Origin of the sequence: Leuconostoc carnosum (assembly GCF_007954525.1) — a bacterium.
Lineage (GTDB): Bacteria > Bacillota > Bacilli > Lactobacillales > Lactobacillaceae > Leuconostoc > Leuconostoc carnosum.
In genome coordinates this window covers 330,569-348,558 of record NZ_CP042374.1, presented here as the reverse complement: position 1 = coordinate 348,558, position 17,990 = coordinate 330,569, and the positions used below count along the sequence as shown (strand labels likewise).

Annotated in this window: 15 protein-coding genes; 13 read left to right on the top strand and 2 right to left on the bottom strand. The window is 38.2% G+C overall.

Annotated features, from left to right (window positions below):
- Positions 1–42 precede the first annotated feature (42 nt).
- The 4 genes from pyrR (at position 43) to FGL89_RS01630 (ending at position 4,498) form a co-directional block, all read left to right on the top strand.
- On the top strand, positions 43–570 hold the full coding sequence (gene pyrR / locus FGL89_RS01645) for a bifunctional pyr operon transcriptional regulator/uracil phosphoribosyltransferase PyrR (RefSeq protein WP_014974147.1): 528 nt from the start codon (positions 43–45) through the stop codon (positions 568–570).
- 68 nt (positions 571–638) lie between these two features.
- Entirely contained in the window at positions 639–1,724 is a 1,086-nt protein-coding gene (locus FGL89_RS01640; RefSeq protein WP_014974148.1) for a carbamoyl phosphate synthase small subunit, read from the top strand.
- A complete protein-coding gene (locus tag FGL89_RS01635; RefSeq protein WP_147000311.1) occupies positions 1,699–4,212 on the top strand; it encodes a carbamoyl phosphate synthase preATP-grasp domain-containing protein in 2,514 nt (837 codons plus the stop codon). Before FGL89_RS01640 ends, FGL89_RS01635 begins: the two co-directional genes overlap by 26 nt.
- Positions 4,205–4,498, top strand: a complete 294-nt coding sequence (locus FGL89_RS01630; RefSeq protein WP_014974150.1) for a DUF7671 family protein — start codon at positions 4,205–4,207, stop codon at positions 4,496–4,498. Before FGL89_RS01635 ends, FGL89_RS01630 begins: the two co-directional genes overlap by 8 nt.
- 50 nt (positions 4,499–4,548) lie before the next feature.
- Here the strand turns inward: FGL89_RS01630 and FGL89_RS01625 are convergent, their stop codons facing one another.
- Positions 4,549–5,775 carry an MFS transporter gene (locus FGL89_RS01625; RefSeq protein WP_135197296.1) on the bottom strand — a complete coding sequence of 409 codons (1,227 nt, stop codon included), beginning with the start codon at positions 5,773–5,775 and terminating at the stop codon, positions 4,549–4,551.
- 295 nt (positions 5,776–6,070) lie between these two features.
- On the opposite strand from FGL89_RS01625, the gene FGL89_RS01620 reads away from it, so the two are divergent.
- On the top strand, positions 6,071–8,308 hold the full coding sequence (locus FGL89_RS01620) for a RelA/SpoT family protein (RefSeq protein ID WP_147000310.1): 2,238 nt from the start codon (positions 6,071–6,073) through the stop codon (positions 8,306–8,308).
- A gap of 22 nt (positions 8,309–8,330) precedes the next feature.
- Positions 8,331–8,777 (top strand): D-aminoacyl-tRNA deacylase, encoded by a 447-nt coding sequence (gene dtd, locus FGL89_RS01615; protein WP_147000309.1) that lies wholly within the window; start codon positions 8,331–8,333, stop codon positions 8,775–8,777.
- A gap of 42 nt (positions 8,778–8,819) precedes the next feature.
- Here the strand turns inward: dtd and plsY are convergent, their stop codons facing one another.
- Positions 8,820–9,434, bottom strand: a complete 615-nt coding sequence (plsY, locus tag FGL89_RS01610) for a glycerol-3-phosphate 1-O-acyltransferase PlsY (RefSeq protein ID WP_135197299.1) — start codon at positions 9,432–9,434, stop codon at positions 8,820–8,822.
- A gap of 205 nt (positions 9,435–9,639) precedes the next feature.
- Here plsY and parE point away from each other — a divergent pair, with 205 nt between their 5' ends.
- The 7 genes from parE to nusA all read left to right on the top strand — a co-directional run bounded on the left by parE (position 9,640) and on the right by nusA (position 17,906).
- A complete protein-coding gene (parE, locus tag FGL89_RS01605) occupies positions 9,640–11,739 on the top strand; it encodes a DNA topoisomerase IV subunit B (RefSeq protein ID WP_147000308.1) in 2,100 nt (699 codons plus the stop codon).
- A 137-nt stretch (positions 11,740–11,876) separates the two neighbouring features.
- Entirely contained in the window at positions 11,877–14,315 is a 2,439-nt protein-coding gene (gene parC / locus FGL89_RS01600; protein WP_147000306.1) for a DNA topoisomerase IV subunit A, read from the top strand.
- A 49-nt stretch (positions 14,316–14,364) separates the two neighbouring features.
- Positions 14,365–15,270, top strand: a complete 906-nt coding sequence (locus tag FGL89_RS01595; protein WP_147000305.1) for a manganese-dependent inorganic pyrophosphatase — start codon at positions 14,365–14,367, stop codon at positions 15,268–15,270.
- A gap of 161 nt (positions 15,271–15,431) precedes the next feature.
- The gene (rpmG, locus tag FGL89_RS01590; RefSeq protein WP_002815032.1) at positions 15,432–15,581 is read left to right on the top strand and encodes a 50S ribosomal protein L33; all 150 of its coding nucleotides are present in this window, start codon (positions 15,432–15,434) and stop codon (positions 15,579–15,581) included.
- Position 15,582: 1 nt separating this feature from the next.
- Positions 15,583–15,852: a 30S ribosomal protein S14 gene (gene rpsN / locus FGL89_RS01585; protein ID WP_014974158.1), complete on the top strand. Its 270-nt coding sequence runs from the start codon at positions 15,583–15,585 to the stop codon at positions 15,850–15,852.
- Positions 15,853–16,201: 349 nt separating this feature from the next.
- The gene (gene rimP / locus FGL89_RS01580) at positions 16,202–16,678 is read left to right on the top strand and encodes a ribosome maturation factor RimP (protein ID WP_147000304.1); all 477 of its coding nucleotides are present in this window, start codon (positions 16,202–16,204) and stop codon (positions 16,676–16,678) included.
- Between the two features lie 124 nt (positions 16,679–16,802).
- Positions 16,803–17,906: a transcription termination factor NusA gene (nusA, locus tag FGL89_RS01575; RefSeq protein WP_014974160.1), complete on the top strand. Its 1,104-nt coding sequence runs from the start codon at positions 16,803–16,805 to the stop codon at positions 17,904–17,906.
- Positions 17,907–17,990: the final 84 nt, after the last annotated feature.

Genomic DNA, 17,990 nt, shown 5'->3' with positions numbered 1-17,990 from the left:
TGTGTGGCAACAATTGATTAGGTCTGCCATATACAGATGATTATGACTAATAAAGAGGTACTTGATAATGCATCGTTGCAACGAGCACTGACACGTATTACTTATGAAATAATTGAACGCAATAAGGGTGGTCAAGATTTGGTTCTTGTGGGTATTAAAACACGAGGTGAATTTTTAGCACACCGTGTGGCCGATCGTTTAGAGCAATTGGAAGACGTTAATATCCCTGTCATGGCGATTGATGTGACAAATTACCGTGACGATGTCTTGAATCGTGATGATAATTTGGGTTTAAATGATGAAGAGAAAACTAACATTGCCAATAAAAATATTGTGTTGATAGATGATGTGCTATTTACCGGGCGCACGATTCGTGCAGCACTGGACGCATTAATTCATATCGGACGTCCCAGTACAATTGCTTTGGCTGTATTAGTAGATAGAGGGCATCGCGAGTTGCCAATTCGTGCCGATTTTGTAGGTAAAAATATTCCTACGGCACAAAATGAAAAAATAAAAGTACTTGTACAAGAAATCGACGGACGTGATGCTGTTGAAATTGTACATTGAATTAGGAGAACAAAACGGTTTGCTGCTTAACTAGTAATTTACTAGGAACAGTCCGTTTAGAAATTATGATGCAACGCCATTTAATATTAGAAGACGGTACGACATTCCAAGGCATGAGCTTTGGATCACCGGCAACGACTTTTGGGGAAATTATTTTTCATACAGCCATGACAGGCTATCAAGAAATCATTACCGATCCAATTTACGATGGGCAAATGATTGTTTTTGCGACACCTATTGTTGGTGCGGCTGGTATTCATGCGGAAGCATATGAGTCTGTTAAACCTACAATTCGTGGCATGATAGTTAATGATTTAGCAGAGGTTTCTGTCAATCGTCAACGCCGTATGAATCTAGATCGTTTTTTAAAGCAACATAATATACCTGGTCTGTATCAAGTTGATACGCGGCAATTAATTCGACATCTACGTGAAACAGGACCACAGAAAGCTACGATTGTTGATTATGCTGATGAGCATGCAGTTGATCAATTGGTTGCAACTGTTTTGACTAATAAACAGGTGCAGAATATGGCAACACCTAAACCTTATGCTAATCCAGCGCGTGGTCGACATATTGTTGTGATTGATTTTGGATTAAAACATGGCATTTTAAGAATGTTAGGTGATTATGATGCTAATGTTTCTGTTTTACCGTACACAACTAGTGTTGACGAGGTGTTGACACTAGATCCAGATGGGATTATTTTATCTACTGGACCTGGTGATCCTCGAGCATTGCCAGAAAGTGTTTTGACACTCATTCGGGTACTCCAGTCAAAAGTACCAATGCTTGGCATTGGTCTTGGACACGAATTATTTGCACTAGCAAATGGTGCAGAACTCATGCCATTGCCATCAGAACATCATGGTATGAATCACCCAATCCAAGAAATTATTTCACGTCAGATTTTTTATGCGATGCAAGGGCAAGGCTATGCCGTTGATGAGAAAACAATCGATCGTAAGAAACTATTTGTCACATACCGTGACCTAGTGGACGGTGCGGTACAAGGATTGCGTCATCGTGATTTCCCGGCATTTAGTGTACAATTTTTCCCAGATGCAGCCCCAGGACCACTAGAAGCAACAACAGTATTTGCAGACTTTTTTGAAACGGTAGAAGATTATGTCGAACACTATAACCAACAATAAAATAAAAAAAGTATTGTTTATTGGTGCTGGCGCAAATGATTTTGGTCGCGAAGGTGAACATGATGCAGCGATTTTTCAAGTCATGCCAGAATTGCGTGGTCATGGTATTGAAATTTTTATCATTGATGATAATCCTTATGCCTTGTCTCTTGAAAGTTTAGCAGCAACTGTTTTTTGGCAACAATTGACAGTTGATAATCTAAAAAAAGTTGTTCGTGAAAATAATATTGATACAGTTGCACCTTTATTTGGTGGTGAATCTTCTCTGCGCTTGTGGGCAGAGGTTGTACAAAGTTGGGCGCACGGCGATGGTACGGTGCCAAGTACTTTAGGACTTAGCATTGACATGCTACTTAAAGTCAATAATATTCCTGCTCTAACAGCCATGATGGCTGATATTGGATTACCAGTCATTAATAATTATGTTTTAAAAGCACAAGATGAAGCCAATGAACTATTGCGTGAATTGCATTTACCATTAATGGTGCGCGCGCTACATCCCAATCAAACAAACACACGACAAATTGTTGAGCGCTTGGATGATTTTGAAGATGCTATTAATCTGGCAAAAACGCAATCAGTCACACAAGAAGTGATTATTTCGCGTGCGATTAATGGTTTAAAAGAAGTTAGTATAGAAATATTGCGAGATGTCCGTGGTAATAAAATGCAAATTGGCGCTAGTGAAGATATGGATCCAATAGGTATTCATACAGCTGACTCGCTAAGCGTCTCGCCCATTCTAACAATTCAAGATCAACTCATTGGTCGTATGCGTGACTATGCTTTTAGAATTGCAGATATGCTGCAATTGAAGGGCGTGATGCATGTGCAGTTTGCAGTAGATGATGACACGCATACAATTTATGTGATTAAAGTTTCGCCATACATTGATCAGATGGCTACGCGCATGTCGCTGGCAACGGGTTATCCAACAATGCTTGTGGCAATTAATTTAGCTATTGGTGTACCGCTTGAAGAAATTGTATTGCCACATGATTTTGGAAAGCATGTGGCTATGATGGAGCCTATGATGGATCATGTTGTGGTCAAGCTACCGGTATTTCCTTTTGGTGAACTTGAAGCGGCAGGGGTACATGTCAATCGCCAACTGAACAGTGTGCAAAAATCTGTTGGTTCAACGTTAGGATTGGGGCGTACTTTTATTGAGGCTTTGGAAAAAGCAATTCGCTCTGCTCACTTTAATAATGCCAGTTTTTCACCGACAAATATGAAGCATATTAACGATGATGAATTAATCCAGCAGTTAATTCATCCGCAAGATAACCGAGTTTTGTTACTAATCGAAGCTATCAAGCGTGGCTATGAAATTGACGAATTAGCTGAATTAACAGCTATTGACGAATTTTATTTTTACCAATTGAAATATCTTCATCAACTCGAGAGTGAAATTGAAACCAATATCGATAACATCGATGCCTTGCGATTAGGTAAAAAGTATGGCTTATCAGATGGTTTAATTGCTCGTTTTTGGCACACTGATTTTAATATTATTCGAACACTAGCTAAAGAAAACGGGATTAACGTGACCTATAAATCTGTGGAGCCCTCAGCAGGTGAGTTTCCAGAAAATGCTCGGCAGTACTATGCGACATATGAATCTGAGAATGAGTCGGTTCAAATTAGCGATAATACGGTATTAGTCATTGGCTCAGGTGCTTTTCGAATGGGGGATGCTGCAGCTGGGGGTTATGCCACAACAGTTGTCATGTCAGAGCTGCGTCGTCTGCAGTATCCAACAATCATTATGAATAACAATCCAAGTGATGCAACATTATTGCCTCATCTTGCGGATAAGCAATATTTGGAACCTTTAGAAGTTTCAGATGTTATGAAAGTTGTGGAATTAGAAAAACCCAAAGTTATTGTTATTCCAGGTAATCGTCGTAAACTCATTAATGCTTTACGTGATTTGAATCAAAATGTTGTCATATTACCAAAAACAAAACATATACCAGGTGGTCCAAATGAGAATCAATCTGAATTTGCGTTGAACATATTTTATGATGGTCAGCAAGCTTATCCAATTAATTTGACACAGCATATGGCTGGCGAAATGCGGGTCATTCCACAAGTGGCCCATATTCCAGATGCTATTTTATCGACAAATTTTGAAGCTCCTGGTGTTTACCAAGTTATCTACTATCAGAGTATAGTTCATTGGGTTGATCGTATTGGTTTATCAAATATGGGTTATGATTCATGGATACGACCTATGCCGTTTGGTCAACTGGCTTATTTGTCAAAGGCCATGCAAACACAATGGTTAAGATTGACAATACGTGCAGCTATGGATGACTTAACTAGTCGAGACATCGAATTATTGCAAACAATTAATGAACGTCCAATTGTTTATCCATACAGCATGATAGCAGCTGATATTAACTATCGTCTACATTTACAGCCTCATGAAGTGATTGATGGGACTAGATTTGAAATGGGTGTTGGTGTGAAAGACTATGGCTGATAGTAAAAAATATGAAACACACTTATATACTGGCATTGTTGTGACACCAAATGCTTCTGGCAAATATGAACCAAAGGTAGACGCAAAGACGCATGTTTGGCGCACTGGAAAACATACTAAAGGTAAATATCAACGAATTGGTCAGGTGTTTTTGACAGAAAATAATCAAGCGGTCGCGGTTTTAACAGTTGAAAAATTAGCTTTTAATAAACGACATCAATATACAGCTTTACAGCGTTGGACTAATGAGCAAGTTGAATTAACATTACTTACTAATTGGTTATAAAAACACCCAAATGTGAGCATGATAAACATTTGGGTGTTTTATAGTGAAGTTTAGGATTTTAAATTTCGAGTATTGAAGTTAAACAATATGGCATTAATAATAATGATTATTGCGCTGAATATAAAAATACCACGATAATCATATATACTGGCTACCAAAGCACCAAGCATGGGACCTAGTACAGAACCAATAGCCTGAAAACTTTGATTATAACTAAATATACGGCTTGTCATTGCTGTTGGTGTATGTCTAGATAGTAGTGTTTGGACTGCTGGCATCATAGTGGCATCACTAATTCCTACAATGAATCTTAGTACCATAAGTATTGTTATACTCGTGACAAATGCAGTTGGAATAAAAGCAATAACGGCAATCATAAATCCAATTTTGATCATGCGCTCTGTACCAACACGATCTCCGATACGACCAAACGATGGCGCAACAAGCACCGTAGCAATACCAGGCATTGCTGCAACGACGCCAGCAATAAAAGTGGTGTTCCCAGCATTATTGGTTAATTCTCGAACGAATAAACTGACAACCGGATTGATAGATGTATTGACCATCTGTACAAACATTGTTGTAATAAATAATCCAATAATAAATTGTTTATTGGGTACTTGTTGCCATAATTCTCTGGTGGATGACTCAGCGATATGTGATATTTTAGGTTGAGGGTCTTCTTTGACTAAAAATAGGGTGAGAAAAAAAACTAAGAGTAGAATGGCACCAGTAATATGAAATGACATTCGGTAGTCAAACACAGTTGCCAGTATACCACCAAATAGTGGGCCCAATAAGTTACCCGCTGTCATCCCCGTAACCAAAATACCAAGTGCTCGTCCGGCGTGTTGTTTTGGTGTTTGTGTTGCAATTAAGGCATTAGAATTGGAGACAAAGCCACCCATCGCACCTTGTAGTGCACGAAGGGCAAACAACTGCCAAACATTTGTGACAAAGCCCATTAAAAATAAAATAATGGCCATACCGAGCGCAGCACGTAAGAGCATCAATTTTCGGCCTTTACGGTCAGCTAATTTCCCCCAAAGAGGTGAGACAAAAGCCGTGACCAGAAAGGTAATTGCAAATACTGCACCAGAATAAAAAGTTAATTGGTTTTTATTGAAATTACCAAGTGTGTCGATATACAACGATAAAAAAGGCATGACTTCACTAAGTGCAATACCAGTCATAAACACACCAAACCAAAGTACAAAAACATTGCGGTGCCACAATGAATCAGAAGATTCTTGCGACGTGTGATTGTTTTCAGACATGGTGTCCTCCTTTGCAAATAAAATGATATTAATAGTTTATGCTTATTTTTAAAAATAAGCACGTTATAATACTTAACTTGTGAAAATATTATAATTTTATTATAATTGAACTACGTATAAAAGCGTATTAAGGTATGTTGCGGTTATGATAACAGTGACGTATCTTCCGGAATAAATGAAGGGAAAAGTCCATGTAGATGCGAATTGATTATTCAATATGCAACGTTTTTTTGTAGCTGAAACTGTGTTGTGTCATGGGTCGTTAATAGTTTATTTATGGGCAAATATAATTAATATGGCAAAAACAAAAAATTACACAGGCGAAGAAGTACTTGATTTGGTCGGACAATACATGTCAGATGCCGATACGGCTAAGGTGAGAGAAGCTTATCTTTGGGCAGCTGCTTTGCATGAATCGCAACGCCGTAAATCAGGCGAGCCATATATTGTTCATCCGATTCAAGTTGCTGCCATACTAGCAGAATTAAAAATGGATACAGCAACAATTATTTCTGGCTATTTACACGATGTTGTTGAAGACACACCAGCAACACTGGCTGATGTTGAAGCAAAATTTGGTGCGGTAATTGCTCAAATTATCGATGGTGTTACTAAAATTAGTAAAATAAAATATCAAAGTTCACAAGAACAACTGGCGGAAAATCACCGTAAGTTGCTTTTAGCCATGTCTAAAGATATTCGTGTGATAATTGTTAAACTAGCTGATCGTCTGCATAATATGCGGACTCTCGGTGCGTTAAGACCAGATAAACAACGGCGCATCGCTAGTGAAACATTGGATATTTATGCACCTCTAGCGGATCGCTTGGGTATTAGTGCAATTAAGTGGGAACTTGAGGATCTGTCCCTAAGCTATCTTGATACTGAAAAGTATCATGGTATTGCCTCACAAATGAACATGAAACGTGATGAACGTATACGTTATGTTGAAGAAGCTGTTGCTGAAATAGAGAAGACCATTCATGAACTAGAATTAAAAAATGTTGATGTTTACGGTCGGCCAAAGCATATTTATTCAATTTATCGTAAGATGACAGATAAACACAAAGCATTTGAAGAAATTTATGATTTATCAGCTGTGCGTGTTTTAACTGATACAATTCCTGATACTTATGCAGTACTAGGGGCCATTCATTCAAAATGGATGCCTGTACCAGGCCGATTTAAAGACTATATCGCTTTACCAAAAGCAAATGGTTATCAAAGTTTGCATACAACTGTTGTTGGACCTGGTGGTCGGCCGCTCGAAGTACAAATTCGAACACACACCATGCATGAAGTTGCCGAATATGGTGTTGCAGCCCATTGGGCCTATAAGAAAAATAAAAACTCCAATAAAGAGGCTAATGTCACTGATAAAAATGAGCATGCGCTCAATGTCATTCAAGGTATTTTAGAGTTACAAGAAGATGCTAAAAATGCTGAAGATTTCATGGCAAGTGTTCAAGGCGACTTATTTAGCGATCGTGTCTATGCGTTTACTCCGCGTGGCGATGTTTTTGAGTTAGCAAAGGGCGCTGGCCCATTAGATATGGCCTTTTCAATTCATACTAATGTCGGCATTAAGACCGTGGGCGCAAAGATTAATGGACGTATTGTGCCACTAGATTATAAGATTAAAACTGGTGATATTATTGAAATTATTACCAGTGCGACTGCCAAACCAAGTCGCGATTGGTTGGATCTAGTATCTACGCGTCGTGCGCGCAATAAAATTAAACAGTACTTTAAACAATTAGATCGTGATGATAATATTTCTGCTGGTCAGGATTTATTGGCGCGTAGTTTACGAGACACAGGATTTGATCCAGTCACTGTTTTGACGGCAGATAAATTGACCAAAACTGCCGAGAGTATGCATTTGAATTCTTCAGATGATTTACTCGCAGCCATTGGGTATGGTGATGTCGCTTCGCCAGGTGTAGCTAACAAATTAACTGAAGACATTCGCGAAGCACAGCAAGAAGAAGCCACAGCAGAGTTACAACGTGAATTGCTTGAAGAAGGTCATGAAATTAAGCGTGAAAATACAGCATTGACACAGCGGCAAAGAGCTGTGGCTGATGATATTGTCATTGCCGGTGTTGATAATTTATTGATACGTTTAGGTCGTTGTTGTACACCGGTACCTGGCGATCATGTGAAAGGATACATTACTAAAGGACGCGGTATTTCCGTTCACCGCATTGGCTGCCCGAATATTCGAGCTGCCGAAGCCCATGGTCAACGTTTGATTGATGTCCAATGGGAAGATGATAAAGGCTTAAAACCAAATTATGATGCTGATTTAAAAGTGCACGGTGAAAATCGCAATGGCTTGCTAAATGACGTGTTAAGATCAGTTAATGGTCGTACGAAATATGTTAATTCAGTTAATGGTCATGTGACAAAGAACGGCATGGCACAGGTTTCATTGTCCATTGGTGTCAAAAACAGTGAACAATTAGACCAAATTATGGATTCATTAAATAACTTGCCTGCGGTTTATGATGTTGAACGGACTTTCCATTAAAAAATATTGAGGAGCAGGTCGCATGAAAGTTGTGTTACAGCGCACTTTAGAAGCAAGTGTAGAGATTGATAACCAAACCATTGGTCAAATTAATCATGGTTTTTTATTATTAGTAGGTGTATCAGATGATGATACACAGCAAGACATCGATTATCTAGTTCGCAAAATAACACAATTACGTGTTTTTGAAGATGAACAAGGTCGATTAAATTTAAATATTAATGAAGTAGCCGGTCAGATACTTTCTGTATCGCAGTTTACGTTGTTTGCTGATACCAAGAAAGGTAACCGACCAAGTTTTACGAAAGCCGGTTCACCAGATTTTGCTAAAATGATGTATAATAAATTCAATACTAGCTTACAAAATACAGGGTTGTATGTTGCAACAGGTCAATTCGGTGAAGATATGAAGGTATCATTAGTGAATGATGGTCCTGTGACTATCATTTTTGATACACATGATAAATAAAAGGCATTACGTTCATTAGTTGAACGTAATGCCTTTTATCTACTATTGACGGCGTTTGCGGATGGTATGGTATAAACCAAATGGTATGGTACTTTCAGTACCATTTTTGATACGCAAGATATTCGTACGGTGTCGGTAAAAAACGAATGTTGTGAGTATAATTGATACGACCAGTAGAATCCAATCGTGATAGAAAAAAGAAAATAAAACTGCTGAGCTAAAGGCAACCATAGAACTAGCTGAAACCATTGATGTTAGTAATAGCACAACAATAAAAACAGCTATAACAAAAATAAAGAAGGGGGGGTTGTATGCTAGCAAAACACCAGCAGAGGTTGCGACTGCCTTACCACCCTTGAATTTAATCCAGATTGAAAATGTATGGCCTAAAATTGCGGCAAGTCCAACCAGCATGGGATTAATGTTATTATTAAATAATAGCGGCAAGCAACCTGCAGCTGTTCCTTTAAGTAAATCAAGAACAAGTGTAATACTTCCCGCAATAGGACCTAGTACACGAAAAGAGTTGGTTGTGCCGATATTTCCTGAACCCTCATCTAAAATATTTTTGTGATAGAATATTTTTCCAATCCAATAGCCGGGGATCAGAGATCCTAAAAAATAAGCAATGATGAACATTAGTATAGTTACAAACATGATTTGAACTCCTCTTATCAGTGCGATAACGCAAATCTTATTTTATCATAAAAAGCGATAGTAGATGGGGTTAATTAATAAAATTGAAACATTTATACTTGTCAGATGGGAAAAATTAATCTATGATAGGATAGGCTGACACATGAAGGTGGACAATTGTTCTCTGATGTCAATAAGTTTTAATACAAGAAAGATATGAGTATTCATGGCAGAAAAAAATCACTATGATTCAGATTCAATAAAAATTTTAGAAGGGTTAGAAGCGGTTCGTAAGCGGCCAGGTATGTATATTGGCTCAACAGATGGGCGTGGTTTGCACCATTTAGTTTATGAAATCGTTGATAATGCTGTTGACGAAGCACTTGGTGGTTATGGTAATGATATACGTGTAACCATTCACGCTAATAATGCTATCACTGTTCAAGACTTTGGTCGTGGCATGCCAGTTGGTATGCATGAATCAGGAAAACCAACACCTGAAGTTATCTTAACAGTCTTGCATGCTGGTGGTAAATTTGGGCAAGGTGGCTATGCTACCTCAGGTGGATTACATGGTGTAGGCTCATCTGTTGTTAACGCATTGTCTGAAAGCTTACAAGTGACCATTGTACGTGAAGGTCATAAATGGCAAGAAGATTTTAGTAACGGTGGTCAACCAGTTGGGACGTTACGTGATTTAGGTAAAACAAAAGAATCAACCGGTACCACGCTAACCTTTAAGCCGGATTCAAGCATTTTTAGTGCGACCGTGTATAAATACGATACATTGTCCGAGCGTTTACGTGAATCCGCCTTCTTAATGTCGGGCGTTAAGTTTACTTTAACTGATGAGCGTGTTGAACCCAATCGTGTTGAAGAATATCACTACGAAAAAGGACTTGAGGCATTTGTTAGTTTTCTAAATGAAGACAAGGAAACAATTGGTCCTGTCATGGCTTTTGAAGGGCAACAAGATAATATTGTTGTGGATGTTTCAGCACAATACAACGATGGCTATTCTGAAACATTATTATCATTTGTTAACAATGTCCGTACACAAGATGGCGGGACACATGAAGTTGGTTTCCGCACAGCTTGGACAAAGGCTTTTAATGAATATGCACGTAAAGTTAATCTTTTGAAGGATAAGGATAAAAATCTTGAAGGTTCTGATGTGCGAGAAGGCTTATCGGCAGTGATTTCTTTGCGTGTGCCCGAACAATTCTTACAATTCGAAGGACAAACAAAAGACAAGTTGGGTACACCTGAAGCACGCGGTGTGGTTGATAATGTAGTTAATGAAATTTTAGGTCGCTTTTTGATGGAGAATGGCGATTTCGGTCAAAACTTGATTCGTAAAGCTTTGAGGGCGCGTGAGGCACGTGAAGCCGCTCGTAAAGCACGTGAAGAAAGTCGCACAGGAAAATCAAAGGGTCAAAAAGAACGGTTATTATCAGGGAAATTAGCACCTGCACATTCAAAAAATTCAGAACGTAACGAATTGTTCTTAGTCGAGGGTGATTCAGCCGGTGGTTCTGCTAAGCAAGGCCGTGACCGTAAATTTCAGGCGATTTTGCCATTACGTGGTAAAGTACTAAACACTGAAAAAGCCAAGTTGGCTGATATTTTGAAAAACGAAGAAATTTCAACATTGATTTATGCAATTGGTGGTGGCGTTGGTACAGATTTTAAGGTAGAAGATGCTGCTTTTAGTAAAGTCATTATTATGACCGATGCTGATGATGATGGTGCGCATATCCAGACACTATTGTTAACATTTTTCTACAAATATATGCGGCCATTAGTTGAAGCTGGACGTGTATTCATTGCCTTACCACCGCTTTACCGTATTAAGTATACTTCAAAGAAGCATGCAGATCAGTTTGCTTGGACAAATGATGAATTAGAAAAAATAACGAGTCAAAATGATGCACGTTACGAATTAACCCGATTTAAAGGTTTAGGGGAGATGAATGCCTCATTACTTTGGGATACAACGATGGATCCCGAATCAAGGACATTGATTCGGGTAAAAATTGATGATGCAGTCTTAGCAGAAAAGCGCGTCACAACATTGATGGGGGACAAAGTCGAGCCACGACGTGATTGGATTGAAGCTAATGTTCATTTCACTATGGACGAAGCAGGCTCCATCTTAGATACAGTTGAAGGTGATGATGCTAAGGCCAGTGATGTATTTGAGAAGATACGTCAACACGAAACTAAAGGCTCAGCAAAGAATAAGCCGGCATCTAAAAAAAGCCCTGTCATCACAAGTTGGCAGGATGATGATGCTGGTCAAACTGGACCAATGGACTTATTTTAATCGTGATGAATGTTAATGTTAGTAACATCGTTTGATATCATAACAATGATATTTTGTTAGTTTAAACATTTCAATATTTTAGAAATACATCAAACGAAGGATTTGTTGGAGTCTTGCAAAAGGAGACAAGGAGTTAAATGGCAGATCGGATAACCGACCTTTCACTTGAAACAGTGATGGGAGAGCGCTTTGGGCGCTACTCAAAATATATTATTCAAGAACGTGCGCTACCAGATATCCGCGATGGTTTAAAACCAGTGCAACGTCGTATTTTGTTTGCGATGGATCAGGACGGTAATACTTATGATCACCCTTATCGTAAGTCTGCTAAGTCTGTTGGTAATGTGATGGGTAACTTTCATCCGCATGGTGATTCATCAATTTATGAAGCGATGGTTCGTTTATCACAGGATTGGAAAGTTCGTGAACCACTGATTGATATGAATGGTAATAACGGATCAATTGATAATGATCCAGCAGCAGCAATGCGTTATACAGAAGCGCGATTGTCTAAAATTGCTGGTGAAATGATGGCAGATTTGGGACAAGAAACGGTTGATATGGTGTTGAATTTTGATGACACAACCTATGAACCAACAGTATTGCCATCACGTATTGCCAGTCTATTTATCAATGGTGCCACAGGTATTTCAGCAGGCTATGCAACTGAAATACCACCACATAACTTAAAAGAAATCAATGCCGCATTAATTTATTTACTCGACCATCCCGAAGCACCGTTATCAGCTTTGATGCGGTATGTCAAAGGACCAGATTTCCCAACTGGTGGTATTATTCAAGGCCGAGAAGGCATTAAAAAAGCTTATAAAACTGGTCGTGGTAAAATTATTGTTCGATCAAAAACTGAAATTTCTGACCTTAAGGGTGGTAAGAAAAAAATTGAAGTAACAGAATTACCTTACGAAATTGTGAAATCAAATCTAGTAGCTAAAATCGATACAATTCGTTTGAATAAAGATGTTGCAGGTATTTCAGAAGTGCGCGATGAATCAGATCGTGAGGGGATGTCAATTGTTATTGAATTGGCAAAAGATGCCAACGCAGAAGGTATCTTAACCTACTTGTTTAAGAAAACCGACCTGCAAATTTCTTATAACTTTAATATGGTCGCGATACATGATCAACGCCCAGTTCATGTGAGTTTACAGCAAGGATTACAGGCTTTTTTGGATTTCCGAAAGAATATTGTCCTTAAACGATCAACTTATGAGTTAGCTAAGGCACAAACACGTCAACATATTGTCGAAGGTTTGATTCGCATGTTGTCCATTTTGGATGAAGTTGTGACAACAATTCGCTCTTCCAAAAACCGTAAAGATGCTACACAAAATTTGATTCAAACATTTGACTTTACGCAACCACAAGCAGAAGCAATTGTGACATTGCAATTGTATCGTTTAACCAACACTGATGTCACACAACTAGAAGAAGAATTTGCTGAGTTAACAAATAAAATCAATCGTCTGAATTTAATCCTTCATGAAGAATCCGCATTGAAAGATGTCATTCGTGACGAAATTACTGCAATCACTAAAACATATTCATCATCTCGTCAGTCTGTTATTCAAGCAGATATTGAAGACTTGGTCATTGATACGGCAGTAACGATTGCTCAAGAGGATGTTCAAGTTCTTGTTTCTCGCAATGGTTATTATAAGCGTGCCTCGCTACGCTCTTATAAAGCATCAGATGATGAAAATGGCTTAGCTGATGATGATCTTGTTGTTTTTGAAGGCAAACTAAATACAACGCAACATCTGTTTATGTTTACTAACAAAGGCAATGTTATTTATCGACCTGTACATGAATTACCTGATTCAAAGTGGAAAGATACTGGCGAACATTTTTCTCAGCAACTTGCTAATTGGCAGTCAAACGAGTGGGTGATTAATGTGATAGCCGTTGATAACCTTGAGCAAGGGGGAACCTTCACACTAGTATCCAATGATGGCTTTATTAAACAAACGACACTAAGTGATATGTTACCCAAAGCTTACAAGAAGAAAACGGCTATGGCAATGAAGTTAAAAGCCACTGGCAGTTATGTCGTCAATGTGGCATACTTTAATAAAGTTACTCAGCAAGAAATTTTATTATTGTCGCATAATGGTGTTGGATTAAGATTTAGTTTAACTGAGGTACCGGAAATTGGGGCACGTACAGCCGGTGTTAAAGCAATGGAATTACGTGATGCAGATACGATTATGTCAGCATTATTTATTACTGATACTAGCCAATTGGTAGCCATTGTAGCGGAAAATGGTGCATTTAAATATATGCCAGTTTCTGAAATAACGCATTCAACAAGAGCCAGAAAAGGTCTTTTGATTTTCACGCAAAAGAAGACAGTAGCTTATCGCGTAGCGACAGCGACAATTTTCAACAAAGATACTAAAGCACTTGAAATTTTAACGCAACGTTGGCAAGTTCAAGATTTACAATTGAGTGATTATCGTGCGTCACAACGCGTTGGTAATGGGCAATATGTTGTTGATGTTGATAAGAATGGTACACCATGGTTTATTAAACCGCTTACAATATCAGCGACAAAATAACCTTTTTTTGATAAGATAGATGTATAAAATCTTAGGAGATATAAGAATAATGGCGAATACTTTAGTTTTCGGGCACAAAAACCCAGATACTGATACAATTGCTTCAGCTATTGCTGCAAGTTATTTACTAAATAAAACAGGTAATGATACGGAAGCTGTCGCACAAGGAACACCTAATGCTGAAACACAATTTGCACTAGATTATTTTAGTGTTAAGGCACCACGTGTCATCACATCAGCAGACACAAGTACTGTAGTTTTGGTTGATCATAACGAAGAAGCACAGTCAATTGATAATTTAGCAGATGTGACGGTTGAAGCGATTTATGATCATCACAAGTTCTCATTTACAAATACAACCCCTTTGTATATTACAGCCAAACCTTGGGGTTCAGTAGCAACTATTTTGTATTATGAATTTAAACAAGTTGATGTCACGATTCCGGCTGATATTGCTGGTTTAATGGCTTCTGCAATTATCTCTGATACATTATTGTTAAAGAGTCCAACGACTACAACCTATGATCAACCAGCTCTGGAGGCTTTAGCACAAATTGCTGGCCTTGAAGATTATGAAAATTATGGGTTAGATTTACTCAAAGCAGGTACAGATTTATCATCACGAACTGACAAAGAATTAATCGATGGGGATGCAAAGTCATTTGATATGGGTGGTCATCAGTTCCGCATCGGACAAGTTAATACTGTTGATATTGATGAAGTCTTATCTCGTCAGGATGGGATTCAAGCTGCTATTCAAGAGGAAAACTATGAAGATTTTCTCTTCGTCATTACAGATATTTTAAATTCAAATTCAAAAGCTTTGTATTTGGGTGATGCTAATCAAGCCATTGAAGGTGCCTTTAATGGTAAACTAGTAGATAATATCATTGACTTACCTGGTGTTGTTTCACGTAAAAAACAAGTTGTGCCACCTTTAGAAAAGCAATTTTAAAATTGTGAGTTATTGATTTGATAACAGTTATTCACACTAATATCGAACATATTTTCGTGGATTTATACAAATCCTCTTTACAGTGTTTGCAAGTTCATGTATAATAGTTACTTGTATTGACAAGCAAATAATTTTAACAAACCACACTAAGGAGTAAGAATATGCGTATTCACGTTGTTCTAGGAAATGATGAAACTGGTGAACGTATTTACTTGACGTCTAAAAACCGTCGTAATACACCAGATCGTCTTGAGTTGAAGAAGTACTCACCAAAACTTCGTAAAGTTGTAACATTTAAGGAGATTAAGTAATATGGCAAAAAAGTCAAAGATTGCTAAAGAACAACAGCGTCAAGTTTTGATTGCAAAGTATGCTGCAAAGCGTGCTGAATTAAAGGCAGCTGGAGATTTCATCGGTTTGGCTGCTTTGCCAAAGGACTCATCTCCAGTTCGTACACATAACCGTGACTTGATTGATGGTCGCCCTCATGCTTATATGCGTGAGTTTGGTATGTCACGTTTGAACTTCCGCCAATTGGCACACAAAGGTCAAATTCCTGGTGTCCGTAAGGCTTCTTGGTAAAGTAAAGTTTCGCAAAAGCGAAGAGCGTAACTTACTTTTGTAAGCATTGCGTGGGCGCGTTAAAAGTCAATTATTATAGCATCAGCTAAATACAGTGACTGCCTCAATGAGCATAGCGAATGGGGTCATAAAGGTTCACAAACTAGTAAAGATCACTTCTACGTGGTCTTTTTTATGTATTACAAAAGTAAAAATTTGCAATTCCTTAAAAATTAGGTTATACTAGGAGTTGTTAATTTACATAATAAATTGTAAATGAGCGGGTTGCAGTCATGTAGCCGGCTCATTTTTTATGGGATTGGCACTTGCTTGCAATATAATTTAATATGTCATCAAAGGAGGGGATATCATGGTAAATAAAGTTGAACAAACAATGATAGATTTGATTCAACCACTTGTTGAACAACAGAATGATCTATTGTGGGATTTGACATATACTAAAGAAGGTGGGCAAAAAGTTTTGCGCATTTTATTAGATAAGGCAAATCATGAGTTTATTACGATGGAGGAACTAACATTATTCACCCAAAAAGTTAATGAACTGTTGGATGCTGTCGAACCTGATCCTATTCCAGAAGCCTATATGTTAGATATTTCATCACCGGGTGTTGACAGACCATTAAAAGCGCCTTGGCATTTTCAATGGGTAAAAGAATCTGACGAGAATATTTTAATATCACTTTTTGTAGCAAAAGATGGCCAAAAAAAGTGGCAAGGGAAAATTAAAGCGTTAAATGATAACGGATTAATTTTGACAACGGAAAATGGCGAATTATCACTTGATTTTGATGAAATTGCTAAAGCAGTGCTGGACATCCAGTTTTAACATCAACCAGATTGCCATTGCCTGATAATTAGCTAGTACATTACGTTATCTCAACATAATGTGTTCAGTATGATACAATCAATTTTGGCAGAGGTAATAATTAATAATAGATGAGGATAGGCGAATGAGTAAAGAATTAGTTGACGCGCTCGATGCCCTTGAAGCCGAACGTGGCATTGATAGAGCGGTCGTGGTTGAAGCATTAGAAGATGCTTTACGAGCTGCTTATAAAAAGCAGTATAATGCTGAACAAAATGTTGAAGCGGTGTTTGATACCAAAAAAGGTAATGTTGCCATTAAACAAGTAAAAAATGTTGTTTTGGCTGAAGACTTCGAAAACGAAGACACCGAAATTACATTAGAAGATGCTTTGGTCATTAACCGAGCTTATGAGCCTGGTGATGAAATTCGCTTTGACGTTACACCAAAGGACTTTGGTCGTATGGCAGCTCAGGCAGCTAAACAGGTGATCGTCCAAAAGATTCGTGAAGCGGGTCGTGAAGCAATCTTTAATAAATTTTCTGATTACCAAGATGAAATCATCACGGCAGAAGTTGATCGCCAAGATACACGTTTCTTGTACGTGACACTACCAGGTAGTCAAGAAGCTGCCATGGCTCCCAATGACCAAATGCCAAACGAACATTACCGTATGGGAGATCGTATTAAGGTTTTGGTTAATAAAGTTGAAAATAATTCAAAGGGGCCACAAATTTTTGTATCTCGTACAGCACCGGACTTAGTTAAACGTTTGTTTGAACAAGAAGTCCCAGAAGTGTATGATGGTACTGTTGAAATTATGAGCATTTCACGTGAAGCTGGCGATCGTTCAAAAATTGCTGTCTATACACACGACACTGACTTAGATCCCGTTGGTGCCATGGTGGGACAACGTGGTGCACGTGTTCAGGCTGTTGTTAATGAGCTTGGCGGCGAAAATATGGATATCGTTGAATGGGTTGAAGATGAGGCGCAGTATATTGCAAATGCTTTGAACCCTTCAGAAGTAACGGATGTCATTTTTGATACTGAAAATGAACGCGCAGTAACAGTTATCGTCCCAGACAATCAATTGTCATTAGCTATTGGTAAAAAGGGTCAAAATGCCAGATTAGCTGCCCGATTAACTGGATTTAAGATTGATATTAAGTCAGAAAGCGAAGCAGCAAATACATTATCAAAGTCTGATGCGGTAGCAGATAAAGCAGTAACCGAGGAATCTAATTAATTTTTAGGAGGAAAGTGTTGATCCTATAAGACTAGTAGCAGATAGTATCTATAATTGTCAATTTAACGGCAAATATAGTCAGGT

Coding starts and splice junctions, on each gene's coding strand:
- pyrR (WP_014974147.1), top strand. CDS start 43: ATGACTAATAAAGAGGTACTTGATAATGCATCGTTGCAACGAGCACTG.
- FGL89_RS01640 (WP_014974148.1), top strand. CDS start 639: ATGCAACGCCATTTAATATTAGAAGACGGTACGACATTCCAAGGCATG.
- FGL89_RS01635 (WP_147000311.1), top strand. CDS start 1,699: ATGTCGAACACTATAACCAACAATAAAATAAAAAAAGTATTGTTTATT.
- FGL89_RS01630 (WP_014974150.1), top strand. CDS start 4,205: ATGGCTGATAGTAAAAAATATGAAACACACTTATATACTGGCATTGTT.
- FGL89_RS01625 (WP_135197296.1), bottom strand. CDS start 5,775: ATGTCTGAAAACAATCACACGTCGCAAGAATCTTCTGATTCATTGTGG.
- FGL89_RS01620 (WP_147000310.1), top strand. CDS start 6,071: ATGGCAAAAACAAAAAATTACACAGGCGAAGAAGTACTTGATTTGGTC.
- dtd (WP_147000309.1), top strand. CDS start 8,331: ATGAAAGTTGTGTTACAGCGCACTTTAGAAGCAAGTGTAGAGATTGAT.
- plsY (WP_135197299.1), bottom strand. CDS start 9,434: ATGTTTGTAACTATACTAATGTTCATCATTGCTTATTTTTTAGGATCT.
- parE (WP_147000308.1), top strand. CDS start 9,640: ATGGCAGAAAAAAATCACTATGATTCAGATTCAATAAAAATTTTAGAA.
- parC (WP_147000306.1), top strand. CDS start 11,877: ATGGCAGATCGGATAACCGACCTTTCACTTGAAACAGTGATGGGAGAG.
- FGL89_RS01595 (WP_147000305.1), top strand. CDS start 14,365: ATGGCGAATACTTTAGTTTTCGGGCACAAAAACCCAGATACTGATACA.
- rpmG (WP_002815032.1), top strand. CDS start 15,432: ATGCGTATTCACGTTGTTCTAGGAAATGATGAAACTGGTGAACGTATT.
- rpsN (WP_014974158.1), top strand. CDS start 15,583: ATGGCAAAAAAGTCAAAGATTGCTAAAGAACAACAGCGTCAAGTTTTG.
- rimP (WP_147000304.1), top strand. CDS start 16,202: ATGGTAAATAAAGTTGAACAAACAATGATAGATTTGATTCAACCACTT.
- nusA (WP_014974160.1), top strand. CDS start 16,803: ATGAGTAAAGAATTAGTTGACGCGCTCGATGCCCTTGAAGCCGAACGT.